The organism is Microbispora sp. NPDC049633 (genome assembly GCF_040675265.1).
Classification (GTDB): Bacteria; Actinomycetota; Actinomycetes; order Streptosporangiales; family Streptosporangiaceae; genus Microbispora; species Microbispora maris.
Map to the genome: position 1 here is coordinate 14,091 of NZ_JBFAOO010000058.1, position 26,171 is coordinate 40,261.

Sequence of the window (26,171 nt, forward strand, 5' to 3'; positions counted from 1 at the left end):
GTACGGCGTGACGCGGGTTGCCGAGCTCAGACGTTGCCGGTCGCCCGGAAAGCCCAGAACCGGTTGGCGAGGTAACTCAGCGGCGGGCTCAGCAGGATTATCAGGGCCTGCGCCACCATGAGCGGGATCCCGGCGAACTCCACCATGAGCGGCAGTCCCACTACGGACACGCCGAGGAAGGTCAGCCCTACGACGTAGAAGCGCAGGTAGCCGCTGATCCAGCCGACTGCGCAGCCGCGGAAGACGACGAGCCGGTACGCCGGGTAGACGGCCACCACGGTGACGAAATGGCAACCCACGACGAGGAAAAGATAGGGCACCGAGTTCCTGGTCAGCAGCAAACCCAGGCCAAGAAGAACGTAATACACCCCCGCCGTTGCCGCGCCGGCCAGCAGGTATGTGATGCGCTGGCCGAGAAAAGCCGGAAGGGCCGCGACCCGGGTTTTCCGGGCACTCCGGCTTTCCAGTTCGAGCATGATTGATTCACTCCGGTTTGCTGCCGACGCCGGTCAGCAGGAGTGTAATCGCCGGTGCCAGTGAACCGCGCTAACGAACCAGGGGAATCGATGTCGGTGTCGGTGGTTATTCCGTGTTATCGCTCAGCGCGGACCCTCCCGTCGCTGGTCGCCAGACTCATGCCGGTGCTGCGCCGGGTGTCCCCGCCGCACGAGGTGATCCTCGTCGTCGACGGCAGCCCGGACGACACCTGGGCCACCGCGTCCCGGCTGGCCCGCGAGGTGGACGGCGTGCGCGCCCTCCACCTGTCCCGCAACTACGGGCAGCACAACGCCCTGGTGGCCGGCATCCGGGAGGCGCGGTTCGACGTGGTGGTCACCATGGACGACGACCTGCAGCACCCGCCGGAGGAGATCCCGATCCTGCTGGACGCGCTGGAACTGGAGCGGCTCGACCTGGTGTACGGCGTGCCGTACCAGGAGGAGCACGGGTTCCTGCGCAGCTTCGCGTCGCGTTCGGTGAAGGCGGGAATGGCCGCCACGCTCGGCGTCGGCGCCGCGCGGGCGATCAGCGCGTTCCGCGCCTTCCGCACCCCGCTGCGGGACGCGTTCGAGGGCCTGACCGGGCCGCACGCCTCCGTCGACGTGGCGCTGTCGTGGGCGACCACCCGGGTCGGTTCCGCGTCGGTGCACATGGACGAGCGCGGCCACGGCAGGTCCAACTACACGCCCCGGCTGCTCGTCCGGCACACCCTGAACATGCTGGTCGGGTACAGCGCGGCACCGCTCAGGGCGGCCAGCTACCTGGGGTTTCTCGTAGGCATCGTGGGGCTCCTGCTCGGCGGCGCGGTCTTGTGGCGCTTCCTCATCGGAGGCATCACGGTCGCCGGGTTCACCACGCTGGCCTCGATGGTCGCCCTGTTCTCCGCCGCGCAACTGATCTCGATCGGCGTGCTCGGGGAGTACATCGGACGCATTCACGGCGGCGGCATGGGCCGTCCGACCTACGTGATCCGCGAGCGGGCCGGCTCCCCGCCCCGGCAGGCGTCCGTGGTCAGTGCGGCAGCGAGCCCCGGATCAGATGCACGGTGAGGAGGGTGTGGACCGGCTCGAACCCGTACCGCGCCCACGCCCGCTGCACGCGCGTGTTGTGCCCCTGGGTGGAGATGACGACCTCGGCCGCGCCGCGTGCGGCGGCGCGGTCCTCGACCGCCGCGAGCAGGTGCGCGTAGACCCCGCGCCCCTGCGCCGCGGGGGTCACACCGGCGAGCAGGATCTCGGTGCGCGGGCCGTCCTCCTCGGTCGTGGCGAGTGCCAGCACGCCGTCCGGGCCGCGCAGGGTCACGCATCCGTCCCGCGCCGCCGATCGCAGAGCCCACTCCTCGTAACCCTCGGCCGCGTCCGCCGCGTCGAGAAGCGGGTTGGCGAGGTAATGGTTGCCGTACGCCCCGAAGGTCCGCCTGACGAAGGCGCGCACCTCCGCCGCTTCCGGCACGCCGTCCACGGCCAGGCCGTCCACCGGCTGGGGCCTGCGGCCCTCCCCCGCCCGCAGTCGCCAGTAGACGAGCGAATCGGCCAGCACGGCCGTGCGGCCGAGGGTCGTCAGCCCGGCGAACCAGCCGACGCACTCGGCCGGGTACCGCAGGATGACGACGTCCGCCGCCGAGCGCGTAACCGCCTCCCGGATGGCCTCCAGCGGTGCCGGGGACGAGGCGGCGACGGTGAGACGCTCGATCGAACGGCCGAACCTCGCGGACTCCACCGGCGACGGCACCGTCAGCACCGCGCCGGCCTCCATCACGTCTCGCCAGCTCATCGGCCCGCCCTGTAGCCGCGCGCGGCCTCGATCACCCGCGCGACATCGGCGTCGCCGAGTCCGGCGAACAGCGGCAGCCGTACGAGCCGGTCCGCGACGTTCTCGGTGACGGGGCAGCCGCCGGGGGCGGTGCGCCCGTGACGCAGGCCCGCCGGGGCGTTGTGCAACGGCTGGTAGTGAAACGTCGCCTGCACGCCGGCCTCGGCCAGGTGAGCGATGAACGCCTGCCGGTGGTGCAGGCCGGGCAGCAGCAGGTAGTAGAGGTGTGCCGGATGCTGGCGGTCGTCCGGCACCACCGGCTGGGCGACGCCGTTGTCCGCCGCCCACTCCGACAGTCCCTCGTGGTAGGCCTGCCATGCCGCGTGACGCCGAGCCTGTATTTGGTCGAACGACTCCAGCTGCGCCGTCAGCATGGCGGCGAGGACATCCGAGGGCAAGTAGCTGGAGCCGATGTCGACCCACTGGTACTTGGCCACCTGGCCGCGGAAGAAGCGGCTGCGGTCGGTGCCCTTCTCCCGGATGATCTCCGCCCGCGCGACGAGACCGGCGTCCTGCAGCAGCAGGGCCCCGCCCTCCCCGCACTGCACGTTCTTCGTCGCGTGGAAGCTCTGCGCCGCCATGGATCCGAAGGACCCGAGAGGCCGGTCCCGGTAGAAACCGCCCAGGCCATGGGCGTTGTCCTCGATCACGGCCAGGCCGTACCGGGCGGCGAGGGCGCGTACGGCGTCCATCTCGCAGGCCACGCCCGCGTAGTGAACGACCACCACCGCCCGGGTGCGGTCGGTGACGGCGGCCTCGATCAGGCGTTCATCGATGTTGAGGGTGTCGGGCCGGCAGTCGACGAAGACCGGCACCGCACCGCGCAGGGCGTACGCGTTGGCGGTGGACACGAAGGTGAACGAGGGCATGATCACTTCGTCGCCGGGCCGCAGGTCGAGCAGGATCGCCGACATCTCCAGCGCGTGCGTGCAGGAGGTGGTCAGCAGCGCGTGACCGGCGCCGGTCAGCTCACGCAGGAGCGCGGTGGCTCTGCGGGTGAACGGCCCGTCGCCGCAGGTGGACCCCTGGCGTACGGCCTCGGCGAGGTAGCGGACCTCGTTGTCGCAAACGAGGGTCCGGTTGAAGGGGACCTCGGTCAGGCTGGTTGTGCTCACTTCGGCAGTGAACAACGGCCCGGCCGACCGGCACGGCCGCGACCACTCGCCCTAGGGATGTCATGACGTAAGCCTTACCGGCGTCCCCGGGCCGGACGCGGCCCGGGGACAAACGGTCAGTCCTCGTACTGGACCACGGGTTCGACCCAGTAGTTCGAGGCGTGGTGGGAATTGGTGGGGAAGACGTCACCGATGCTGTAGGTGTACACCCCGTTGCCGCCCGCCACGGCGTCGGAGAGCGCGACGAGCGGGCCGTTCACGCGCTGGGTGGTGAAGTAGTCCCGGTTTACCGCGTAGCGCCCCGACGTCGTGTGGTACGACGCCACGTAGGTCGTGTTCGCGGTGATGAGCACGGGCGTGGCGAACTGCGCCTGCTGCCACCCGGAGGCAGTCTCGCCGGTAAAGGTCACGCTCGCGAGGTGGTTGCCGTCGGCCGTCCACAAACTTCCCCGGTGGGTGCCGGTGTTCTGCGGGCCCTTGTAGAAACGAATGCCGGTGACGGTTCCATCCTGCTCCGACTGAAACTTCACGCCGAGCACGACCGGGTTCGGGTCATTCCGGGAAACCGTGGCGGGGATCGTCGCACTGTCCCAGAGGGTCTGGGCCGGTGTGAACGTCAGATCAACCCAGTAGTTCGAGGCGCGGTACACGTCGGTGGGGAAGGTCTCGGCGGAACCGTAAGCGTACACGCCGTTGCCGCCCGACGGACCGCTGGCGAGGGCCGTCAACGGGGTGTTCTCGTACGCCGATGTGAAGTAGTCCCGGTCGACCGAGTAGTACCCCGATGTCGTGTGGTACGACGCGACATAGGTCGTGCCGGAGGACACGGCAACCGGAGACGGGAATGCCATCACCTGCCAGCCGGATGCGGTCTCACCGCTGAAAGTGACACTCGCGAGTCTCTGGCCGCCGGTCGTCCATAAACTTCCGACGTGGGTGCCGGTGTTCTGCGGGCCTTTATAGAACCGGATGCCGGTGACGAGGCCATCCTGGCTGGAGCGGAACTTGAGCCCGAGCGTGATGGCATTCGGATCGTTCTGTGAGACGACGGCGGGAACGACGCTGTCGCTCCACAGGGTGGCGCTCGACACGTCCTGCACGAGCGTCGGCGACGTGCTGGGGGCGAAGTGGATGAGAGCCTCGTTGTCGAACGTGTCGCCACCGAGGTAGACGGCCGTGATGGGGTGCTGCCCCGGCGAGAGACTCGACGTCGTGAACCTGGCGGGATGCCCGGCGCCGTGCCGGTCCCTACCGATGATCGTGTCGCCGTCCTTGAAGACCACGTCGCCGGCGGGGACCAGCGAACCCGACTGCGGCTGGACGGTTGCGGTGAAGGTGACCGCGTCCCCGACGGTGGACGGGTTTCGCGAGGAGGTCAGGGACGTTGTGGTGGGCGGGTCGTTCGGCACGGTGATCCGCGTGGCGGGAATCCCCGAGGTGCCCTGAATGGCGATCGTGCCGCCGAGGGAGAATAGCCGGCCGTACACAAAAGCGCCGGAGCTCACCGAGATGTTGCCGGTAGCAAGGACGTTCCCTCGGAAGGTGGCGAAGACCCCGAGTGACGCGGTCCCGGTGAGTTGCCAGTAGATGTTGTCCTCCTGGGCTCCGTCAACCCGGTCGACATTGCCGACCCTCGCGACGGTCAGGGAGGACGCCCGGAGCACGAAGATCGCGTCGGGGTCGCCCTGGGCGTCGAACGTGACGGTTCCGTCGAGCGAGAGAGCGCCGCCCGCCGCGTCGTAGACGCCGGGCGTCACGGTCGTGCCACCGAGCTCGGGCCCCCGCGTACCGTTGGAAGGCATCGCGGCGATGGCGTCGCGCACCGCGACCGCGTCAGCCTTGGCGTCCGCCGCAGCGGCGTCGCCCGCGTGCACGGACCCGCTGACGGTGCCGGGCGGGAAGCCGCTGACCGAAGTGCCGGGGCTCACTCCGAGGTTGCCGGTGACCGCGGTGTTGTTCGCGTTTGTCACCGACACCGAGGCCACCACTCCGTAGGAAGCGGCGTCCCCCAGGGGTGGCAGCGCGACGGCGACGGCTTGTCCTGGCGCTGCCACGAGCGTGCCGGCGGTGAGCGCGGCAACGATGACGGCTGTGAGACGGCGGCGACGCCCGGCGTCCCATCGCCTGCGGCGGCGTCCCGGTGGCCGGTCCCCTGCGGCGGGCTCCCGCCCGCGTTTCTCGGCGGCTGAGCGATTCATTTCCAGACCTACCTTGCGTCCTGGTGCGAATGCACGGGTTTTACGTCAGGGTGCCATGCGCATGTAGTGAAACTCGTCTGCGAATCGGCTCTCATATTTTCCTGCCGGGCGACCGACAGGGCGCGCCGCAGGCCGGGTAGGGCGCGGGACACCGGGTGAGAGTCGTCACGAAAAAGATGGCGCGAGAATGAACGGGTGAGGCCGCTTATTGCCGCGCCTGTGCCGATGATCTATACGCGGGCGGAAATGATCTACGTGGAGGCCCGTTCGATACGAATACTACTCATGGTGTTTCATGATTTCCATCCCCATCTTTTCCTTTACTGTCGCGACTGACAGATATCACGGACAAAGTCCACCAGATGCCTAAATATACGGACAGGAAGAAAAGAGAAGCAGGTCCGCATTGCAGGGAACACGCTGTTTCCACGGTGACGCCGTGCCAGAGTCGGCGCTCGCTATCCTTCGCTGGCCTCCCCCCGAGTTCATGGCGTTCCGCTGTGCCGATTAGGGGTGAACATGCGAGGCGAAAGGAACGCGGCCGGCGACGGCCGGAAACGGAGGACCGCCACCGCGCGGACTCTCGGCGCCGTCTGCACGGTCGCGGCCGTACTTCTCATGGCCGCGTGGGCGCCACCCGCGTCTGATGACGCCGGTTCGGGAGGCGGGGAGGTCGTGGAGACCTTCGTGTGGGACCCGGCCGACGGCACGCCCGGCCCTGTCGCCGAACCCCTCGCCGGAAACCCGTCCGGCCCCGTCGCCTCGGCCTCCTCCGGAATTCCCCCGAGGGCCTTCCCCGAAGCCTCTCCCGGTATGCCGCCCGGCACCTCCTCCGAAGCGTCCGTCGGCAGCGTCACCGAACCCGCCCCGGTCTCCCTGGCGAGCGGCACCCCGCGGCCGTCTGCATCCGGGGTGGCTGTCGCGCCCGATCCCGAACCCGGTCAACGGGAAACGCCCGCAGCCGGTCACGGCCGGAGGGGGCGCGGCGCCCGGGCCCTGCGCGCCGCCTGTCCTCCCACCTCCGTCATCTGCCTGGAGAACAGCCTGCCGGGCAGCCCGCCGTCCGAATGGGACGTCCCGGGGTCGGGAAGCACCGCCATCAACGGGTTCACCACCCAGATGAGCGTCAACGCCGGGGAGACCCAACGCTTCAAAGTGTCGGCCCCGACCGTCAGCGCGTATCGGATCGACATCTACAGGGTCGGCTACTACCAGGGCCTGGGGGCACGGAAGATCGCCACCGTCAACCCGTCCGTGCCCCTGCCGCAGCCGCAGCCCTCCTGCCTCGGCGATCCCGCGACCGGATTGGTGGACTGCGGAAACTGGAGCGTCTCCGCGTCCTGGGCCGTACCCGCCGACGCCGTCTCCGGCGTCTACCTCGCAAACTTCGTCAGGACCGACGGCACCAGCGGCGCCAGCCAGTACATCTTCGTCGTCCGCAACGACGCACGAGACTCTGACATCCTCCTGCAAACCTCCGACGCGACCTGGCAGGCGTATAACACCTACGGCGGCAACAGCCTGTACGAGGGGAGTCCCGTGGGCCGCGCCTTCAAGGTTAGCTATAACCGCCCCATGGTCCTGCGGGCGGCCCGGCCGGAGACCTACTTCTTCGACTCCGAATACCCCATGATCAGATGGCTTGAGGCAAACGCGTACGACGTCGCCTATACCAGCAACGTGGACACCGCCTCCCGCGGGGCCGAACTGCTCGGTCACAAGATCTTCGTCTCGTCCGGCCACGACGAGTACTGGTCGAACGAGATGCGTGACAACGTGCTCGCCGCGAGGGACACCGGCGTTGACCTCACCTTCTTCTCCGGCAACGAGTCCTTCTGGAAAACGAGGTGGGAGAACAGCATCGACGGCTCCGGGACGCAGTTCCGGACACTCGTCTGCTATAAGGAGACCCTCGCGAACAGGAAGATCGACCCCAACACTCAGTGGACCGGGACGTGGCGCGACCCCCGTTTCTCCCCGCCTTCCGACGGCGGCCGACCGGAGAACGCGATGACCGGCACGCTCTTCCGCATCAACGGCAAGTCCGCGGACTCACTGACCGTCCCGGCGGCGTACGCACCCATGCGTCTGTGGCGCAACACCTCGGTCGCGAACCTTCAGCCTGGTCAGGTCGCGGTCTTCCCCACGGGCACGCTGGGTTACGAGTGGGACGAGGCCCCGGACAACAGCGTAGCCCCGGCGGGGCTGGTGCTGCTCTCCGAGACGGCCGTCTTCACCACCGGCAAGTTCCTGCTCGACTACGGCAGCACGTACGGGGCAGGAACCGCCGTGCACAACCTGACCCTCTACCGCCGTCCGAGCGGCTCGCTCGTCTTCGGCGCGGGAACCACCCAGTGGGCCTGGGGGCTGGACGCCGTCCACGACCGCCCGGGCACCCCGACGGACATCCGTATGAAGCAGGCGACGGTCAACCTGCTTGCCGATATGGGGGCGCAGCCGGTGACCCTGGAGGCCGGCCTGGTCCCGGCGACCCAGTCGACGGACACCGCTCCCCCGACCTCGGCCATCCTGACCCCCAACAGCGGCGCCTCGGTGCCCGGCGGGACGACCGTGACGGTCAGCGGCACAGCTGCGGACACCGGCGGCGGCGTCGTCGCGGGGGTCGAGGTCTCGGTCGACGGCGGCACGACGTGGCACCGAGCGACAGGCAGGACCACTTGGCAGTACCGCTGGACGACGGGCACATCGGAGACGGTCACTGTCATGTCGCGTGCCGTCGACGACATTGGCAATCTCCAGAGCACCCCGGCCTCCAGGACGCTGAGCGTCAACGCGGGATGCCCCTGCTCGATCTGGTCGCCCGCCACCACGCCCGCGGAGGCCAACAAGGCTGACACCAAGTCGGTCGAGGTCGGCGTGCGGTTCCGCACCACCTCGCCCGGTTACGTGTCCGGCATCAGGTTTTACAAAGGGCCACTGAACACCGGAACTCACATCGGCAGCCTCTGGACCCGCACCGGCCAGCTGCTCGCGCAGGCCACCTTTACCGGCGAAACCGCGAGCGGCTGGCAGCAGGTGAACTTCTCGACACCCGTGCCCGTGACCGCCGGCGTCGACTACGTCGCGTCCTACCACACGTCCGGGTTCTACTCAGTGACCAGGTCCTACTTCACCTCTCAGTACTCGAACGGGCTCATAACGGCTCCGGCAGACGGTTCCGGCGGAGGCAACGGCCTGTACACCTACAACTCGGCGAGTACGTTCCCGACCAGCTCCTACCAGAGCACCAACTACTGGGTTGATGTGGTCTTCGCCGCGGCGACCACGTTGTGGGACGAGAGCACCACACCGGCGATCCCGTCTCATCCTGACACCAAGCCGGTCGTCGTCGGCGTCAAGTTCCGGGCCTCCCGCTCAGGCAAGATCAAGGGGATCAGGTTCTACAAAGGCCCCCAGAACACCGGGCCCCATGTCGGCAGCCTTTGGACCGGCACGGGCCAGCTGCTGGCCAGTGTGACGTTCACCGACGAGACCGCGAGCGGCTGGCAGCAGGCGACCTTCGCCACGCCGATCTCGATTACCGCCGACACCACGTACGTCGCCTCCTACCTCACCACCTCGGGGTTTTACTCGGTGAACCGGTTCTACTTCGTCAACGCCTACACGCGCGGCCCGCTCACCGCCCTGGCCGACGGCACGGACGGAGGCAACGGGGTCTACGTCTACAGCTCGGTCAACGCATTCCCAAACAAGACGTACCAGTCCACCAACTATTGGGTCGACGTGCTGTTCGACCCGGACCCGCTCCAGGCCGCCGCCCGCCGGACACTACGAAGGGACGCTGGTCGACCACCCACGAGGCTGCAGCGGGGCGGCGAAGCGGCCCCTATGCTGGAGCGACTGCCCTACCTCAGATCCGCCCCGCCCCCGGCGCTGCGGCGCCGCCCTACGGGCGGGCCGCAGGTTCCCTCGCACGCCCCGAGCGGGATCCGACGCGGCCGAGCCAGCTAACGGCCAACGGCCTGGTGCGCCGCTGCCCTGCCGACGACGACAGGGCAGCGGACCCGCTCGTACCAGTCGACGATGCGGGCGGCCACGTGCGGCCAGCCGAGGTCCGCGACCGCCCGCCGTCCGTGCCCGGCCATCCGGGCGCGAAGCACGTCGTCGTCGAGAACGGCCCCCAACTGGTCCTCGAGATCACCGGCCGACCCGCTGCGGAAGACACGGTAGGCGGCGGAGTCGGCGACCACCGGATCCAGGGTCGCGTCGGAGGAAAGGACGGCCGCGGTGCCGAGGGCAAGGGCTTCCAGAGCCGCCGTGGGCACGCCCTCCCCGATGGCGGGGAGCCGCCGTGAGGCCAGCACGAAGACCTGTGCCCGGCTCACCAGCGAGGTGACCTCCTCGCGAGGCAGGTGCCCGGCGAGCTCAACTCCCGGACCGGCCTGGGCGAGCCGTTCGAGAGCGGGCCGCTCGGGCCCCTCCCCCGCGATGACGAGCCGCAGCCCCGGACGACCGGCACGCAGCCGGTGAAAGGCCTCGATCGTCAGCGCGTGGTTCTTGACTGGCACAAGGGAGCCCACGCTGACGATCAGCCCCTCTTCCACGGCGGTCCGGGCCCGGATCGCGTCCAGGCGAGGCAGGTCGAGCCCGCTGGACAGCGTGCGGATCGCCGATGCGGGCACTCCCACCGCCCGCAGATCTGCCGCCGGCCGCACGCCCAGAGCGAGGAACCCCTCGATACGGCGGAACGCCCACCGCAGAACCTGCCGGTGGCGCGTGTTCAGGGCCCCGTGCACAGTCAGCACCAACGGGATTCCCAGCCGCCTGGCCACCGGGCCGATCGCGAGCGCCTCCCGGTGATCGCCGTGCACGTTGACGACGTCCAGCCGCCCCATGCGCGGCAGCGCGCGTGCGCACTCCAGGGCGAAGGCCACGGGATCGGACCTGCGGGCGACGGTCCGGGAGGCGAGGGTCCGGGACAGGGCGACCTCAACCGCTCCTGGAGGAACGTCGCCGTGCCGTCTCGCGATCAGCGCCTCGTGCCCGAGCGCGAGTTCCTCCCTGGTGAGGCACTCGATGTGGCGTTCCTTGCCCCCGGGCTCGGGCGGCAGCCGATATCCGATGTGGAGAATTCGCATGTCGACCTTCCTTGGCAATCTCGATACATGAGTTCGGGGTAGAAGGGCCGGCGCCGCGCTCAGCGGTCCGCGACCACCGAATCGCCCGCTCGGCCGCAAGGGCGCAGCTCGGAGAGCACCCACCGGAGGTCCCGGAAGCGGGGCAGCAGATCGACCGCGGGCAGCCCGGCCACCCGGGCGAACCACCCGACCTCGGCCACCGCCATCGCGCTGTAGCAGGTGGTGGAGGCGACGGCGGCGCCGACGGCTCCCCACAGGGGCATCAGCACTCCGTTGAGCCCGAGGTTGGCGGCGAGAGCGCCGACGGCCAGGGCGGTCATCGTCATCGGTCGGCCCAGCCGCACCAGATACTGCTCCGCCGGACGCAGCAACGACCACGCGACCGTGCCCGGCACGAGGGCGAGCAGGGGCGCGAGGCTCGCCGAGAAGGCGGAGCCGTACAGGAGCGGGACCAGCAGCGGCGAGGCGCACGCCAGCGCGCCGACCGCGACCGACGAGAGCATGAGGTTGATCCGGATCGCACGCGCCGTGGCGCTCCGGGCGTCACACTCGTCCCTGACGGCCTGGTGGGAGAGCGTGATCTGGGCCAGCGCGTCGGTGGGAACCCTCGACAGCGACAGCCACGAGGTGGCCACCGTGTACAGGCCCGTCTCGGCAGGGGTCACGAGAGCGGCGAGCAGCAGCACGTCGAGGGTGAGCAGGAGGTGGAACGCCACCGTCCCCGGGTGGTAGCGCCCGGACATGGCCAGTTGTCTGCGGGCGAGCGCCGCCTCGCCTCTCGTGGGCAGGCCCAGCGGCCGTACGAACAGGGCGAAGGGCAGGACGGTGGAGACGGTCCAGCACGCGACCACGGCGGGCAGGGTGAGCGTCCCCGTCACGGCCAGGCACAGAACCGGGACGTACAGCACCACGGCGGCCGTCACGACGGACCGGTTGGCCAGGCCGACCCTGCCCTGCAGCAGCGCGACCCCCTTGAGATTGAACGCGGCGACGCCGAACGGCACGGCGAGGAGCGCCGTCGCCATGAGGGCCGGGGCGGGCGACAGATCCAGTGCGGTCACGGCGCCGAACGTGAGCGCGGCGGACGCCAGTCCGAGGAGCAGACCGAGGATCGCGGCGTTGGCCACCAGAGACCGGTGCCGGTCCAGCACCGGCCACAGCGCGATCTGCGACCTGCCGACGGACAGGTGCCCCAGCACGATCGCGATGCCCGCGGTCGTGGTCACCGTCGCGTACACACCGCGTCCCTCGGGATGCAGGCAGCGGGCGAGGAAGACCCCCGCCACCGCGGCCAGGACCAGCGGGACGGCCTGGCTGACCATCGTGGGCAGGAGGCCCTCGGCGCCCCCGGTCATGTCCGCCCGGCCGGTCCTCCGGCCCCGTGCCCGGCCCGCTACTCCACGCATCGGGCCTGGAGGAGCCGGTGGTACAGGTCGATGTGCTCGTCGGTTACTGCCTCGAGGTCGAGGTTCTGCCGCGCCCAGGCGCGCGCGGCCGCGCCCAGCGTGGCGGCGAGCGCGGGATCATCGAGCAACCGGGCGATGCCGTCGGCGAGTGCCCGGGGCGACGAGGGCGGCACGAGGACGCCACGCCGCTCCAGGAGTTCCGGCATGCCCCCGACCGAGGTCGCCACGACCGGCCGGCCCGCCGCCATCGCCTCCATGACCGCGTTGCTCAGGCCTTCCGCCGTCGATGGCAGGACCACCACGTCCGCGCGGGCCAGCAGGCCGGCGGTGTCCCGGCGGAAGCCCAGGAAGCGCACGTCCACTCCCGCTACGTCCACCTGCCGTTCCAGCCGCTCACGTTCCGGTCCGTCCCCGGCGAGCAGGAAGGTGCACGGCCGGCCCCGCCGGGCGAGCAGCGCGGCGGCTTCGACGAGGAACCGGTGCCCCTTGTTGGCGCTGAGGCGCGCCACGCACACGACCACGGGCAGTTCGGTGGCGACGGGTTCGGGCGCGGCGTGGTCGAAGGCCGAGGGCGCGAGCCCGTTGTAGATGACGCTGAGTTTGTGGTCCGGAACGCCCTCGACCTCGTGGGTGCCCCTGGCGATCGCCATGGCGTTGGCGACTACATGGTCAGTCATCCTGTTCACGATCCGCTCGGCGGCGGAGGTCCAGAGTTTTTTCGGCCGCAGGTAGCCCTGGGTGCGCCGGGCGGTCACGACCACGGGAACCGCCGCCAGCCGGGCCGCGGGAGCCCCCAGCAGGTAGCTCTCCCAGAGGAAGCCGTGCAGGACCTGCGGGCGCAGGTCCCGCAGCAGCCCGACCAGACGGGCGAACGCCCGCAGGTTCCGGATCGGCGGCGCGATCCCCGACAATCCGCGGCCGAAACCAAGGAAGTGCACGTCGATCCCGGCCGCGCGCAGGTCCTCCTCGTGCGGGCCGCCCCTGGACATGACGAACACGTGGACGTCGACTCCTCTATCCCGCAGCCTCCCCGCGAGGAGGGACAGTTGCCGTTCGGCCCCGCCGATGCCGAGTTGCCCCGTGAGGAGCACGACCCGCCTGACCTTGCCTTGGTCTCCAGCCACCATCGAGCACCTCACGTTCTGTGTATGAGCGGACGGGGAGGATCGGCGGCGCCGGACACGGCTGGCTCTCGCTGAGGCCCGCCCTTCGGCGGCGTCCTTGTCCAGGCGAGCGCCGAGAGCAGGCTCGTGATCATGACGATCGGCATGCGCTGCCGGAAGATGAGACCGATGTTCGCCATGGTCGTCGCGTAGGCGATGGAGCCGGGGACGACGAACAGCAGGAGAATCAGCAGGAGCCTGCGGTCGTGGTTCCAAAGCCGGCACGCCCCCTGGAAGGCGTGGTACAGGAGCCAGTACCACAGGAGGGTGTCCACCTTTCCGAGTTGCAGCGCCAGACTGCCGCCCATCCATGGGAACGGCGACAGCAGCGTGTAGACCAGTTTGGGTATCAGGGCGTTCCACGCGTTCCCGCCGTCGTCGAAGACCACACCGGACCCGCCCTCCGCGTTCGCCAACCGGACGTACTCCGACTGCCCGTGGTCGAGCTGGTCCTGCACGGCCGTGAGCGGCCCGCCCTGGTCCACGCCCTGCAGCAGCACCAGAGCCGTCACCAGCAGGACGCCCGAAACGACCAAGCCTCGCGGCGACAGGGCGCGCTTGATCCGGAGGACGCCGACGAGCAGCGGCAGCGCGCACATGAACACCATGTAGGGGCGGACGTTCCACAGTGCCCACAGCAGTGGCACCAGCGTGATCACCTTGCGCATGCCAAAGCGCTGCATGTTCGAGGCCGCGATCCCGAGGCAGGCCACCACGAGGAACGCGTTGAAACCGTCCTTGAACATGTCGGAGGTATGCAGCACGAACCCCGGCAGGAACGCCATGATGACGAGCAGCCGGAATGCCGCCCGCTCGTCCGCGCCCACGATCCGCGCGAACCGGTAGATGACCACGCACAGCCCGCAGGCGACCAGCGCCACGACCGCGGTACAGGCCAGCGGGGCCCGTCCCCCGCACAGGTACATCACGAACGCGAAGACGTTGCAGGGCACACCCACATGCTCAACCAGGGGAAGCTCCGCGGCGTCGACGAAGTGCAGCCCTTCGCGCCGCCACAGGTCGACGATGGCGAGCGCCCGCAACTCGTAGCCGAGCTGGTCGCCGCCGTAATCCAGCGGGCCGGACCGTATAACGAGGACGTGCACGACCAGCCGGGTGGCGAACGCCACGGCCAGCACGGGCAGCGCGCGCCGCGCCGCGCGAGCGTCCAGAGCCGCGTGCACCATGACGACGAGCAGCGCCGCGGCGGTGATGACGACGATGTATTCCACGCGGAATCACCTGATGTTCCCGGCGCAGACCTCGCCATATAGGGTGTTGAACCACTCTGCGGCGACTGCGATGTCCAGTCGCCCGGCGCTGTCCCGGGCGCCGGCCCGCAGGCGTGCCAGCGTCTCCGGCTGCATCGCCCTCAGGATGCCCTCGGCCAGGGAGTCCGCGCTGCCGGGCAGGGTGAGCATGCCGTTCCTCCCTGTTTCGACCAGGTCGGGCACTCCGCCGACGTCGGTGGACACCACCGGCACCCCCGCTGCCAGTGCCTCCATCACGACGACCGGCAGGCCCTCGTAAGTGGAACTCAGAGCGAGCAGGTCGGCGGCGGCGATCAGCCTGCCCGCATCCGACACGTGCCCGACGAGGCGCACCCGTTCAAGCCCGAGTTCGGCCACGTGTGACGCGGTCGCGTCGCGCAGCGGTCCGGACCCGGCGAGCAGGAACATCGCGCGCGGCTCGGACGCTAGGACCTTGGCCGCGGCATCGACGAGCAACCGGTGGTTCTTCATCGGACGGAAGTTGGCGACGTGCACGATCAGGAAGGCGTCGTCCGGGACCGACCACTCCCGCCTGATACTCGCGGCCCGTTCGGCGTGCCGGCGCTGGTCGGCCACGCGGACGCCGTGGACGCAGGTGACCAGTCCGCGCCCGTGTCTGCTCGTGCGCGCGCGGGCGACCTGCGGCGAGACCGCCACCGTACGGGTGTCCAGCCAGGCCGTCGCGCGATCCAGCGCCGTCGTCACGAGTCGGTACTGCACGGTGTGGACGGTCGAGATAAGGACCGGGCGGGGGCGCCACAACCGGGACGCCGGCCGCAGCAGCGCCGCGGGCAGCGGTGAGTGCAGATTGATGACGTCGGGCCGCAGACGGCGAACCTCCCCCAATAGGCGAGCCAGGCGCAACGGCCGGGGACAGGAGGAAAGGTTGACTACCTCGATCCCCGCCGACCGCAGCCGTTCGGTCAGTTCCTCGGTGGACGTGCTGAGGCACACCACCGTGTAGCGGATGCCCTGACGGTCAGGTATTTGGACCGCGGCAAGCAGGCGCTCCACGAGGAGCACTTCTGCGCCTCCGACGTCGAGCGTTTTTATCACTTCACATATATGCACATCGCACATCGCGTCCGACTCCCGAAAAGAGCTCTCCATCAGGGCGCTACCCGCACAATTCCCGCACCGACACGGGAGGAAATGAGAGGCGGACAGCATTTCTCGCGACCATGCGGATATTCATGGCGAAATAATATTCGTACGCTTCACGTAACCCCGGAAACGCCACCGGAATATTTTGGGAAACGGCTCGGCATACGAGCCTCATTCGACTCCTCCGGAATATTCCGCGCCGTCTACGGAACTTCAACCGCCGATACGGTAGATGGTGTAGTCGCCCGAGCGGTACACCGGCTGGGCCGCGCCCGCGTCGGAGCCGGCGGACAGCCCAGGGCGGTGCTCGTGCACGAGCCACCGCACGCCGTACCGAGCGCGCAGCAGCCGAATCGCCTGATAGCTGGGGTCCCGGAACGCCGCATCGTTCAGCCGGATCCGCTCTTCGTCCCAGAATGGGATGTGCTTCGCCTCCAGGCCGGGACGCCAGCGCGCGTTGTTCGACGGGGTGTACGTCCAGCCCTCGATCAACACTCGCCGCTCGGTCAGTGCGGCCAGCCACATGTGGCGGTTGTCGCAGGGGCTCTCGAATCCCCACCGGCAGTGGGCGTCAGTCGCAATCAGGTCGTCCGGGTCCGAGTGCGCGCGCAACCATCGCGCTGCGTCCAGCGCCCCTGCGGGGACCGCCACGGCCGGGACCGGCCCGCTGTCCCCGGCATCCCCGCCGACGCCGCCCGCGGACGGAAGCACCCGTACAACCCAGGCGGAGGGGAGGCCGAGAGCGCCGATCACGAAGGCCATGAAGGCCCACCGGCGCAGGCGGCTCCATCCCGTCGCCGCCAGGACGACGGCGATGACGGCCACGGCTACCGCCACCACGGCGTACGGCAGGTAGACGAGCGTCTCCGGCACGCCCGCCGCCAGTGGAAGCTGTATGCCACACAGAGCCCGCGCCACGAGCGCGATCAGCACCCCGGTCCCGACGGCAACCGCGACCGCCCGGTACGGCAGCCGGGCCGATCGGCGTACGACCGACCACCCGTGGACCGCGACGATCATGAGGTACGGGTAACCTCCCGCGAGGAAGTAAATCTGGCTCATCTGGCTGTGCCCGAGTACCAACACCGCCCCGAGGCCCGACGTACCCATGCCGAGCATGAGGAGCACCCCCGGCCGGGTGAGGGACCGCTTGCGGCTCACAAGCCCGAACACGCCGAACCAGATGGTCGCCCAGCACACCAGATACAGCCCGGTGATCCCGGACAGCGAGGCGGCTGTGGCCAACGCCTCGTCCTGCCCGGTCCACCGGCTCCAGGTGAAGCGCATAAGCGAGAGCGGGTCCACGATGATGCCGTTGCGGGCTCCGCCGAACAGCACGGACTGCGCGTACAGGAGGCATGCTGCGGTCATTCCCACGGCGCCAAGTAGTGCTGGGGAGAGCCTGCGCCGCTTGGCCAGCTCGGCCGTCCCAGCCGCCGTCAGGCCCGCCGCGAGCAGCGGGAGTTGGGTGGCCTTGGCGCCCATGACCCCGACGAGGAAGACCCCTAGCAGGAACCAGTGCCCGCGTGCCGCGCCGGCCGTGCGGCGCTCTAGCAGCTCCGTCACCAGCAGGACGACAGGGACTAGCAGTAGCGCGCCGAACGTCTGGGACGGGCTCGTCCACGATTGGGCCCTCCACGTGAACACGCCGGTGTTCGAACCCAAGAACAGGTTTGGCGACGCCATGAAGAACGTGCAGGCGACTGCGGCCAGTGCTCCCACTTGGGACCGTATGACGCGGCGGGCGACCATGGCCAGCAGGACGGCGAACGCGGCCAGCATGGGCAGCATGCCGAGCCGGAACAGCAGCACCAGCGGCTCGATGCCGGTCGTCCAACTCGCGGCCGCATAGTGCGCGTACACGAACCAGTGGTAAAGCAGCGGCTCGCCCGCCACGAGGGGCACAGTGGGGGGCATGTGGTGCTTCAGTTCGCCGATGAGAGCCAGATGGAACGGCAGGTCCACATTGGCGGCCGCCATCTGCGGCCAGGTGAGGGCGGTCTCCCGGAAGAAGGCGAGCGCGCTCCAGGCGACCAGGCCAGCAACGACGAGCGCCAGCGACCACGACCACCACAGCGCTGCCGGCGTCCGGAGCGCGGCCGCGCCGCTCGCCCGCCGCCGCAGGACAGCGAAAGCCATGTACGCGACGGCCGGCCACAACAACACGAGCATCGGGGCGCCGGCAGCGCGGGCGGCGATGTAGGCGAGCACCTCGGCGATGTAGCCGAGAGCAACGCCGAGGGCGATCTCCTCGGCCTGCGTGCGACGGCCACGATACAGGACGCGCACCAGCAGGGTGCCCGGCAGCGCCACGCAGACGACCATGTAGGCGCAGAAGAAGAGCAGGTCTCGGACGGAGACCCCATAGAACAGCAGGACGGCCGCGGTAAACGCGGCCACGGACATCGCGGGCAGCCACGCGTGCAGGCGACCAGGACGGCGGGCGATGGGGCCGTACGGTGCGCGGGGAACCGGTCCCGTCCTCGGCGGCCTGGTGGGCGACGTCTGGGCCATGAGTGCAAGCCTCGCGACCGCAGGCGGCCCGGCCGGGGTCCGGCGCAGGCACTCTGCGGAGTCCTTGCCACTCCTTTGCAGAGGCCAGAATGCGATCGCTGCCATTCCTTTACAGTCTCGTCGGAGCGCACCCGGCTCGCGTGGCAGCCCTGGATCATGGGTCGGTAGGAAATGTGAAAAGGCTTCGTCGCCACCGCGACGGTGGCGCCGGAAAGCTCAAATGGCGAGCTAGCTTCTCCGACGTGAACAGGTCTATCACCGAGGAGCCCGTAGCTGGGCCGGACGGCCGCATTCGCGTTATGGAAATCATCGCGCGGATGAACGTCGGCGGGCCAGCGAAACTCATTCTGGGGCTGCGTGACCGGGTGAACTCCCAGGAGTTCGACCATCGCCTCTACACAGGGCACGTCGAAGACGCCGAGGGCGACCAGTTGCGGCTGTCGGAAAGCGACGCGCGGATTCATCGCGTCCCCGGGCTCGGCCGCTCGGTCCGGCCGGCGGACGACTACCTGGCCCTGATGCGGCTAGCCCGTGAGATGCGGGCGTTCCGCCCGCACATCGTGCATACGCATACGGCCAAGGCCGGTGCGCTCGGCCGGACAGCCGCGCGCGTCGCCCGTATCGGCGCGGCCCGTGTGCACGTATTTCACGGCCACCTCCTGCACGGTTACTTCTCGCCCGTCCGCCGCCGCCTATATGTCTGGACGGAGAGGCGCCTCGCCGCCATGTCCGACCGTCTGGTCACCGTGGGGGCTACCGTACGCGACGATCTGCTCGCCGCCGGGATCGGCCGTCCGGAGCAGTACGTCGTGATCCCGCCCGGGGTGAGCCCGCGTCCGATCCCAGGCCGCGACGCTGCCCGCGCCGCCCTGGGCCTGCCACGGGACGCGCCCGTCGTCGCCTTCGTCGGCCGGCTCACTCGGGTGAAGCGGCCCGACCGGTTCCTCGCCGTAGCCGCGGATCTGCTCCGGCGCCTGCCCAGCTGCCTGTTCGTGGTCTGCGGTGGCGGCGAATTCGAGGAGGAGGTGAAGCGGGGCGCCGCAGGACTGCCGGGCGACTTCCGAATGCTGGGCTGGCGCGACGATGTCGAGACCGTCTACGCCGCTGCCGACGTGGTCGTGCTGACATCTGACAACGAAGGGACCCCGTTGAGCCTCATCGAGGCCGGCATGGCCGGAACACCCGTCGTCGCCACCAGGGTCGGCAGCGTGCCAGAGGTGGTACGGGACGAGGTGACCGGCCTGCTCGCCGCCCCAGACGCGGCCGAGCTCGCTGCGTGCGCCTTCCAGTTGCTGTCCGACCCCGCGCTTGCGCGGCGAATGGGCGAGTCGGCGCGCCGCTGGACGACGCACTCCTTCGCGGTCGAGCGACTGACGAGCGACACCGAGGCCCTCTACCGCTCGTTGTGCGCGGTGTCCCGGCTCACTGAGCGGAGGGCCGCATGAGGGTCCTCGTCACGGGCGGCGCCGGGTTCATCGGCGCCAACCTCTGCCGCTTGCTCGTTACCCTGCCCGAGGTCGAGAGCGTCACCGTCCTCGACGACCTCAGCAGCGGGGACGCCGCGAACGTCGCCGACGTCGGGATCAACCTGGTGCGGGGCAGCATCCTGGACCGGGAGGTGCTGGCAGAGCTCGCCGACGGCGCGACGCACGTGATCCACCTGGCCGCGCGGCCCTCGGTGCCCCGCTCCGTGAAGGACCCCGTCACCTCCCACGCCGTGAACGCGACGGGCACACTGTTCGTCCTGGAGGCGTGCCGACGAGCCGGGCCCGGGCGCATGCCCCACGTCATCCTCGCGTCCTCGTCGTCGGTGTACGGAGACTGTCCAGAGCCGCACAAACACGAGGACCTACCCACCCGGCCGCTCAGCCCGTACGGCGCCAGCAAGCTCGCCACCGAGGCCTACGCCCTGGCCTACGCGGGAAGCTACGGCCTGCCGATCCTGCCGTTCCGCTTCTTCAACGTGTACGGGCCGCTACAACCGGCCGGCCACGCGTACGCGGCGGTCATCCCCGCGTTCGTCAGCGCAGCGCTGAAGGGCCGCGCGGTGACCATATACGGCGACGGGGAGCAGGTCCGGGACTTCACCTATGTTGGGACGGTGGCGCGCGTCCTTGCCGACGCGGCCGTCCGTCGCGTCACGAGCACGACGCCGCTGAACCTCGCCTTCGGCACGCGGGTGTCCCTGCTGCATCTCAAGAACGCTTTGGAGACAGTCCTCGGTCGGCCGGTCGAGGCGGAGTTCCTTTCCGCCCGCGCGGGCGACATCCGCGAATCACAGGCCTCCTCCCAATTGCTGCTGCGGCGGTTCCCCAGTGTGCGGCCGGTGCCGCTCGACGAGGGCCTGCGCCTCACCGTGACGTGGTTTGAGAAGACCCAAGGCGCGACCACCCACTGAGGAGCTGGGCGCCATTCGCCCGGCCCCACCCCCTGTTCTGCATGCACTGAACCAGTGCTCCTATCAACCGCCACTGCTGAGAGAAGTCGTTGACCATGTCAAGCGGGAACACATATCTGATCACAGGCGGAAGCGGCTTCGTCGGGTCACATCTGACCGACGCGCTGCTCGCGCGCGGGGACTCCGTGGTCGTCTTGGACAACATGTCGACCGGTCGTGCGGCGAACCTCGCGCGTCATGAGGACAACGAGCGGCTGCGCGTGGTCCAGGGCTCGGTCCTGGACGAGCTCGTGGTCGACGAGTTGGTCCACGAATGCGATGTGGTGGTCCATCTCGCGGCCGCCGTGGGCGTCAAGCTGATCATCGAGCGACCATTGCGATCCCTCACCACCAACATCCGGGGCTCAGAGATCGTGATTGGGGCCGCCCACCGATACCGGCGCAAGATTCTCGTGACCAGCACCAGCGAGATCTACGGCAAGAACTCCGCCGGGCGCCTGCCGGAGAGCGCCGACCGCGTCCTGGGCAGCCCGGAGATCGTCCGCTGGGCGTACAGCACGGCCAAGGCCGTGGACGAGATCCTGGCTAATGCCTACCACCGGGAGCGCGGGCTGCCGACGATCGTCGTCCGCCTGTTCAACACGGTGGGCCCTCGGCAGAGTCCGGCCTACGGCATGGTCATCCCGCGGCTCGTCCGGCAGGCGCTCACCGGCGTCCCGCTCACCATTCACGGTGACGGCACGCAGACCCGCTGCTTCGCCCATGTGCGGGACGTCGTCGAGGCTTTGGTCCGCCTGCTCGACCATGACGCCTCGATAGGTCAGACCTTCAACGTGGGCTCTAGCGACGAGGTGAGCATTCTCGAACTCGCCAAGCTGATCACGGAGCTGAGTGGGAGCACTTCCGGGGTCGACCTGGTCCCCCACGTGGAGGTGTACGGGAGGGGCTTCGAGGACATGACGCGGCGGGTGCCGGACACCACGAAGCTCCGCGAGCTGACCGGATGGGCGCCCAAACTCACCCTCGACGACATCCTGCTGGAGACCATCGCCGAGGCCCGCGCCGAACTTGCGGCACCGGACCGGTGAACGGCGTCATCGCCCTGGCGGCCATGAGCATCGCGTTCGCCCTGTCTGCGATCGCGACGGCCGTGCTACGGCGTCTCGCATTGCGCTGGCGGCTGTTCGACAAACCGGGAGGGCACAAGTCACACCAGCGGCCCACTCCGTATCTGGGCGGGGTGGGTATAGCGCTCGGCACTCTCGTGCCGCCGCTCGCGCTCGCCGGTCCAGCCTGCCTGCCGCTGGCCGGCATCCTCGTCGGCGCCGCAGCGATGACCCTGCTCGGCCTAATCGACGATCTCATACCGCTCCCTCCGCCGACCCGGCTGGCCGTACAGGCGCTGGCGGCCGGGGTGGTCGTGGTGAGCGGGGTCGTGGCACCCCTCACCGGAAGCTGGTTGGACCTTCCGATCACCGTGCTGTGGATTGTCGTGGTCACCAACTCTTTCAACCTGCTCGACAACATGGACGGCGCCCTCGGCGGCATCACCACGGCCAGCGCGGCTCTCCTGGCTGCGGAGTCCTTCGTTTACGGGTGGCCGGCTCTCGGACTGGTCCTGGCGGCCCTGTCCGCCGCCTCCCTAGGTTTCCTCCTGCACAACTGGGCGCCTGCGAGGATCTTCATGGGGGACGCCGGCTCCTTGTTCATCGGATTCGTCCTCGCCTCCTCGACCGCCCTGCTGGTCACCGGGACGGGCGCGGTCACGACCGTCGCCGGCCTGCTCCTGCCGACCTTCGTCGCTACCGTCGATACGGGCGTCGTCCTGCTGTCCCGGCGCAGGGCGGGCCGCCCTCTGCTGCAGGGCGGGTCCGATCATCTGTCTCATCGCCTGGACAGGCTCGGCCTCGGCAAGAGGCTCACGGCCCTGATGCTCGCCGCTCTCGCGGCCGCCGCCGGCGCGCTCCACCTCGCGATGACGCTGGGGTGGATTCCGCCGACTGCGGCGGCGACGGTCGCGGCCGCCGCCGCCATCGCCGCCATCGTCCTGCCGCAGCGTGTCCGGGTGTATCCGTCGATCCGTTCGAAGACCTCGATCCTTGTGAGGCGGTAACTGCCGTGGAATTGCTCTATTACGCGCGACTGATGCGCAGGTACTGGTGGCTTTTGTTGCTCTCGCCGGTCGTCGGCCTGGGAGCCGCCTTGGTGGTAACCGCCAACACTCCGCCGAGGTACGTCGCGACGATCAGCATGCTGGTCTCCGCTAACGACAAGGAGGGCAGCCTCTCCACCGCCCTGCAGGCGGAGACACTGTCGCAGCAGCGGGTGCAGTCCTACGCCGCACTGCTGACCAGCCGCCAGGTAATCGGCAAGATCTCCGGCGGGAGGGATGTGGGAGACCTCCAGGCCGACATCACGGCCGACGCCATCCCCAACACCTCCCTGCTGCGGGCCACCGTCGCCGACTCCGATCCCGTGGGGGCCGCCACGCGGGCCGACGCCCTGGGGGCCGCGTTCGCCGCGATGATCGACCAGATTGAGCGACCCACGCCCAAAAGTCCTCCGACGGTCCGGGTCACTCTCGTGGACAAGGCGGAGGTCCCGGAGGATCCCGTCGCGCCCCGGCCGGTGGTCAACATGGCGCTCGGCATGCTCCTCGCGCTGTTGACGGCAATCGGCGGGCTCGTGCTGCGCGACCGACTGGACACGACCGTCAAGACGGCCGACGTGCTGCAGCGGGTTGCCAAGACCTCAATCCTCGGCGTTATCGCCTACGAGCGGGACGCGCGCCGGAACCCGTTGATCATTGGCAAAGACCGCTCGTCTCGCTCGGAGTCGTTCCGATCGCTGCGGACCAATCTGCAGTTCATCGGGGTTGACCGGCAGCCGAAGTCGCTCGTGGTCACTAGTTGCCTGCCCGATGAAGGCAAGTCGTGCACCTCGGCCAACCTGGCGATCGCGATGGCTCAGGCAGGTTGGCGCGTGATCCTGGTCGACGGCGACCTGCGCCGTCCCAGCGTCGCGGGCTATCTCGGCCTCGAAGGCGGCACCGGTCTCACCGATGTCCTCATCGATAAGGCGTGCCTGGCCGAGGTCATCCAGAGGTGGGGGCGGCCCGGCCTGGCGGTGCTGCCGAGCGGGCGCGTCCCACCCAACCCCAGCGAACTGCTCGGCTCACAGAACATGCGTGCGGTGCTCGCTCAGCTCACTGACGAGTACGACATGGTGATCATCGATGCGCCGCCGTTGCTGCCCGTCACCGACGCCGCGGCGCTCGGAGCGAACTGCGACGGCACGCTGCTCGTCGTCCGGCATGGCAAAACCCGGCGCGAGCAGGTGGCACGCGCTGGGGAGCTACTGTCGTCGATCAACGCCCGTCTCGTCGGTGCCGTCCTGAACTTCGCGCCGGCTAAGCAGGGCGACTATTACGGCTACGGGTACGCCTACGAGCCGGTGGAGCAGGACCCGGCGCGTGACACCACGCCTAGCCCCGTGTGAGCAGCGCGAGCGGGACGGCGAGCGCGGCCGAGATGCGGCGGGCCGCCTCCCGGTAGGCCCTGCGGGAACGCCCGTAGGGGTCGGCGATGTCGGGCTGGTCCACCCGGACCAGCCCTCGCAGCGCGTGGGCCTCCTCCAGCAGCGCCCGCGCCCGCCGTACGGGGTGCCGATGGCGCAGGAGGTTCTCGGCCGGCACGGCCTCGGCCAGCGCGCCGAACTCGGCCATGGTGAAGGACAGCGGCGCCGCGCGCGGACGCAGGGCCACCGCCGCGGCGCGGTGCTCGGACGAGGCCGCCAGCACGAGATCGGCGCCGGCCACCGCCTCGGCGGTGAGCGGACGTGACGCGAAACCCGCCGGGTCCCCGCCGAGCCGCAGGAGCACCGTCCGTGCCCGTTCGGCCATCGGCAGCCCCGCCCTGGCGCGGGTCCCCGCGCTGCCCACGCGGATCGGCGAATCCGGTCCGAGCGCGGCCAGGGCGAGCCGTTCGGCCATGGCCGACCTGCAGATGTTCCCCGTGCACACGAACAGGACGCGGAAGGTCTCCGCGTCCTCCGGCCTGATGTCCGCGTCCGTCTCCCGCGCCGCGGTCTCCCCCGCGTACGTACGTTCCATGGGCGGGACGTTAGGCCGCTCCCGGCGCGCCGCCGTTCGCGGCACGCCGGGTTTTACGGTTCCTGTCGGTGCCCCCCGGGGGCTCGTCAGGAGGAGCAGCCCCTGCTGTCGGCCGTCACCCTCGTCCGCTGCGGGCGGACGAGCGGCTGTGAGGGCACCACCGGGGCCGCCGCCGAGTACGGTTCGAGCAGGTCGATCTCCAGCGTCCTCGACTGACCGGGCGCGAACTCCAGGACCTTGGAGTAGACGGGATGGGACCGCTCGGTCTCCGCGTAGTAGGAGATGGGCCGCCCGTCGAGCCGCACCGCCGTGGCCTTCGCGCCGACCGCCGCGTACAGCGACACCCAGAGCAGGTTGGACCCGGCGGCGTGCGGGTGCTCCGGGTCGTCGAGCCGGTCGGTCACGTATGTCGGCAGCGGCCCGCGCGGCGCGTCGTTGGTCAGCCGGATCCGCACCCGGGAGGCGCGCTGCCCGTCGGGGCGGCACGGCCCGAGCTCGTAGGTGAGCGAGCGGTCCAGGTAGTAGTCGAGCTTGGTGCCGGCCGAGTTGTTGACCACGAGCCCGGCGTACGGCCCCCGCCGCTCGGGCAGCACCCCGCCGAGGGGGGTGGCCGCCAGGCGGCGCTGCTCGTCCTCGTCGCGGCTCCAGACGCGGAGCCGGTGCTCGCTCACCACGCGTGAGAAGGCGGGCAGCAGCCGCGCGGGCTCACGCAGCGATCCGGTCAGCGCCTCGCTGACCGCGCCGGCGATCCTGATCAGGTATTTCTTGCGCTCGGCAGGATCGGGATAGCGGGCATAGGCCGCCCGTTCGGTGAGGTCGACGACGTTGCCGGCCGTCACCGTCTCGCCTCCGGGAAGTCTCACCGGCCCGATCGCGCCCAGGATGTAGGACAGGCCGACCGGGTCGGTCGCGATGGCCCCGTCGAGCTCCTGGCCGGTCTGGCGGCGCCACAAGCCGGTCCAGGTGGCCGCCGCGTAGGGAAAGTGCGGGGACAGGTTGGACACCGACAGCGTGGTGGTCGCGCCCCGCCCGTACCGCGAGGCGAACCCCTGGCCGTGGTCGGCGACGGGCTTCGCGCTCGCCGCCATGCCGGTGTTGGCCGACAGCCGCGTCACCGACACCCTGCCGCCGTCGGCCTTCAGGATGCCGAACGCGCCGACGAGGCCGCCGGTGCCGCGAGCCTCGGCGTTGGTCTCGAACGCCAGGAAGTAGCGGCGGGGGCCGCCGCGGCCGAGCATGGGCGGCAGGAGGGCCGCGGCGTCCGCTCCCCGGCTCAGCAGGCCCCTGAGCCGGACCGTCTCGCGGAGCACGGTGTCACGCGCGCCGTCCAGGGCGGCCAGCCCCGTCGACGCCGGCGTGCGCGCGACGCGTGACCTCGCCGACTCCACGCGGACGACACCGTCGCGCAGCACGGGCGCCATCGCGTCGAGGGCGGCCAGCGCGCGCCGCAGGTCCCCCGGCGACTGCGCGCTCGGGGACAGC

The 26,171-nt window shown here is 69.8% G+C and carries 19 protein-coding genes; 7 read left to right on the top strand and 12 right to left on the bottom strand.

Features of this window, described 5'->3' with window-relative positions; all coding sequences use genetic code 11:
* Positions 1–26 precede the first annotated feature (26 nt).
* Positions 27–476 carry a GtrA family protein gene (locus AB0J39_RS17495; protein WP_363465553.1) on the bottom strand — a complete coding sequence of 150 codons (450 nt, stop codon included), beginning with the start codon at positions 474–476 and terminating at the stop codon, positions 27–29.
* A gap of 90 nt (positions 477–566) precedes the next feature.
* Between AB0J39_RS17495 and AB0J39_RS17500 the strand changes: the two genes are divergently transcribed.
* Entirely contained in the window at positions 567–1,547 is a 981-nt protein-coding gene (locus AB0J39_RS17500) for a glycosyltransferase family 2 protein (RefSeq protein WP_363465555.1), read from the top strand.
* Here the strand turns inward: AB0J39_RS17500 and AB0J39_RS17505 are convergent.
* The 3 genes from AB0J39_RS17505 to AB0J39_RS17515 all read right to left on the bottom strand — a co-directional run bounded on the left by AB0J39_RS17505 (position 1,510) and on the right by AB0J39_RS17515 (position 5,410).
* Complete coding sequence (locus AB0J39_RS17505) at positions 1,510–2,271, bottom strand: GNAT family N-acetyltransferase (protein ID WP_363465557.1); 762 nt, start codon at positions 2,269–2,271, stop codon at positions 1,510–1,512. The genes AB0J39_RS17500 and AB0J39_RS17505 overlap by 38 nt on opposite strands.
* Positions 2,268–3,425, bottom strand: a complete 1,158-nt coding sequence (rffA, locus tag AB0J39_RS17510; protein ID WP_363465560.1) for a dTDP-4-amino-4,6-dideoxygalactose transaminase — start codon at positions 3,423–3,425, stop codon at positions 2,268–2,270. Before rffA ends, AB0J39_RS17505 begins: the two co-directional genes overlap by 4 nt.
* A 116-nt stretch (positions 3,426–3,541) precedes the next feature.
* Positions 3,542–5,410, bottom strand: a complete 1,869-nt coding sequence (locus AB0J39_RS17515) for a DUF4082 domain-containing protein (protein ID WP_363465562.1) — start codon at positions 5,408–5,410, stop codon at positions 3,542–3,544.
* A gap of 888 nt (positions 5,411–6,298) precedes the next feature.
* On the opposite strand from AB0J39_RS17515, the gene AB0J39_RS17520 reads away from it, so the two are divergent.
* A complete protein-coding gene (locus AB0J39_RS17520; RefSeq protein ID WP_363465564.1) occupies positions 6,299–9,595 on the top strand; it encodes a DUF4082 domain-containing protein in 3,297 nt (1,098 codons plus the stop codon).
* On the opposite strand, the gene AB0J39_RS17525 is transcribed toward AB0J39_RS17520, so the two are convergent.
* From AB0J39_RS17525 to AB0J39_RS17550, 6 genes are all read right to left on the bottom strand, one after another.
* The gene (locus tag AB0J39_RS17525) at positions 9,592–10,722 is read right to left on the bottom strand and encodes a glycosyltransferase family 4 protein (protein ID WP_363465566.1); all 1,131 of its coding nucleotides are present in this window, start codon (positions 10,720–10,722) and stop codon (positions 9,592–9,594) included. The genes AB0J39_RS17520 and AB0J39_RS17525 overlap by 4 nt on opposite strands.
* A gap of 59 nt (positions 10,723–10,781) precedes the next feature.
* Positions 10,782–12,077 (bottom strand): polysaccharide biosynthesis C-terminal domain-containing protein, encoded by a 1,296-nt coding sequence (locus AB0J39_RS17530; RefSeq protein WP_363465569.1) that lies wholly within the window; start codon positions 12,075–12,077, stop codon positions 10,782–10,784.
* Positions 12,078–12,115: 38 nt separating this feature from the next.
* On the bottom strand, positions 12,116–13,252 hold the full coding sequence (locus tag AB0J39_RS17535; RefSeq protein ID WP_363465572.1) for a glycosyltransferase: 1,137 nt from the start codon (positions 13,250–13,252) through the stop codon (positions 12,116–12,118).
* An 11-nt stretch (positions 13,253–13,263) separates the two neighbouring features.
* Positions 13,264–14,523, bottom strand: a complete 1,260-nt coding sequence (locus AB0J39_RS17540; protein WP_363465575.1) for a hypothetical protein — start codon at positions 14,521–14,523, stop codon at positions 13,264–13,266.
* A 6-nt stretch (positions 14,524–14,529) separates the two neighbouring features.
* Positions 14,530–15,642: a glycosyltransferase gene (locus AB0J39_RS17545; protein WP_363465578.1), complete on the bottom strand. Its 1,113-nt coding sequence runs from the start codon at positions 15,640–15,642 to the stop codon at positions 14,530–14,532.
* Between the two features lie 237 nt (positions 15,643–15,879).
* Positions 15,880–18,180 (bottom strand): hypothetical protein, encoded by a 2,301-nt coding sequence (locus AB0J39_RS17550; RefSeq protein ID WP_363465581.1) that lies wholly within the window; start codon positions 18,178–18,180, stop codon positions 15,880–15,882.
* A 299-nt stretch (positions 18,181–18,479) separates the two neighbouring features.
* On the opposite strand from AB0J39_RS17550, the gene AB0J39_RS17555 reads away from it, so the two are divergent.
* The 5 genes from AB0J39_RS17555 (at position 18,480) to AB0J39_RS17575 (ending at position 24,076) form a co-directional block, all read left to right on the top strand.
* Positions 18,480–19,625, top strand: coding sequence for a glycosyltransferase (locus tag AB0J39_RS17555; protein WP_363465583.1), 1,146 nt, complete (start codon positions 18,480–18,482; stop codon positions 19,623–19,625).
* Positions 19,622–20,578, top strand: a complete 957-nt coding sequence (locus tag AB0J39_RS17560) for an NAD-dependent epimerase/dehydratase family protein (RefSeq protein ID WP_363465585.1) — start codon at positions 19,622–19,624, stop codon at positions 20,576–20,578. Before AB0J39_RS17555 ends, AB0J39_RS17560 begins: the two co-directional genes overlap by 4 nt.
* A gap of 95 nt (positions 20,579–20,673) precedes the next feature.
* A complete protein-coding gene (locus AB0J39_RS17565) occupies positions 20,674–21,666 on the top strand; it encodes a GDP-mannose 4,6-dehydratase (RefSeq protein ID WP_363465588.1) in 993 nt (330 codons plus the stop codon).
* Entirely contained in the window at positions 21,663–22,691 is a 1,029-nt protein-coding gene (locus tag AB0J39_RS17570) for an MraY family glycosyltransferase (protein ID WP_363465591.1), read from the top strand. Before AB0J39_RS17565 ends, AB0J39_RS17570 begins: the two co-directional genes overlap by 4 nt.
* A 5-nt stretch (positions 22,692–22,696) precedes the next feature.
* On the top strand, positions 22,697–24,076 hold the full coding sequence (locus AB0J39_RS17575) for a polysaccharide biosynthesis tyrosine autokinase (RefSeq protein ID WP_363465593.1): 1,380 nt from the start codon (positions 22,697–22,699) through the stop codon (positions 24,074–24,076).
* On the opposite strand, the gene AB0J39_RS17580 is transcribed toward AB0J39_RS17575, so the two are convergent.
* Both AB0J39_RS17580 and AB0J39_RS17585 read right to left on the bottom strand, forming a co-directional pair.
* Positions 24,063–24,689 (bottom strand): hypothetical protein, encoded by a 627-nt coding sequence (locus AB0J39_RS17580; protein ID WP_363465595.1) that lies wholly within the window; start codon positions 24,687–24,689, stop codon positions 24,063–24,065. The two genes, AB0J39_RS17575 and AB0J39_RS17580, sit on opposite strands and share 14 nt — an antisense overlap.
* 86 nt (positions 24,690–24,775) lie before the next feature.
* Positions 24,776–26,171 (bottom strand): DUF4012 domain-containing protein (locus AB0J39_RS17585; protein WP_363465598.1); only part of this gene is annotated, 1,396 nt, incomplete at its 5' end.

What these genes read in the sequence shown, in the direction of transcription:
- AB0J39_RS17495 (WP_363465553.1), bottom strand. Translation starts at nt 476, where the DNA reads ATGCTCGAACTGGAAAGCCGGAGTGCCCGGAAAACCCGGGTCGCGGCC.
- AB0J39_RS17550 (WP_363465581.1), bottom strand. Translation starts at nt 18,180, where the DNA reads ATGGCCCAGACGTCGCCCACCAGGCCGCCGAGGACGGGACCGGTTCCC.
- AB0J39_RS17530 (WP_363465569.1), bottom strand. Translation starts at nt 12,077, where the DNA reads ATGACCGGGGGCGCCGAGGGCCTCCTGCCCACGATGGTCAGCCAGGCC.
- AB0J39_RS17525 (WP_363465566.1), bottom strand. Translation starts at nt 10,722, where the DNA reads ATGCGAATTCTCCACATCGGATATCGGCTGCCGCCCGAGCCCGGGGGC.
- AB0J39_RS17565 (WP_363465588.1), top strand. Translation starts at nt 20,674, where the DNA reads ATGTCAAGCGGGAACACATATCTGATCACAGGCGGAAGCGGCTTCGTC.
- AB0J39_RS17580 (WP_363465595.1), bottom strand. Translation starts at nt 24,689, where the DNA reads ATGGAACGTACGTACGCGGGGGAGACCGCGGCGCGGGAGACGGACGCG.
- AB0J39_RS17505 (WP_363465557.1), bottom strand. Translation starts at nt 2,271, where the DNA reads ATGAGCTGGCGAGACGTGATGGAGGCCGGCGCGGTGCTGACGGTGCCG.
- AB0J39_RS17555 (WP_363465583.1), top strand. Translation starts at nt 18,480, where the DNA reads ATGGAAATCATCGCGCGGATGAACGTCGGCGGGCCAGCGAAACTCATT.
- AB0J39_RS17560 (WP_363465585.1), top strand. Translation starts at nt 19,622, where the DNA reads ATGAGGGTCCTCGTCACGGGCGGCGCCGGGTTCATCGGCGCCAACCTC.
- AB0J39_RS17545 (WP_363465578.1), bottom strand. Translation starts at nt 15,642, where the DNA reads ATGTGCGATGTGCATATATGTGAAGTGATAAAAACGCTCGACGTCGGA.
- AB0J39_RS17500 (WP_363465555.1), top strand. Translation starts at nt 567, where the DNA reads ATGTCGGTGTCGGTGGTTATTCCGTGTTATCGCTCAGCGCGGACCCTC.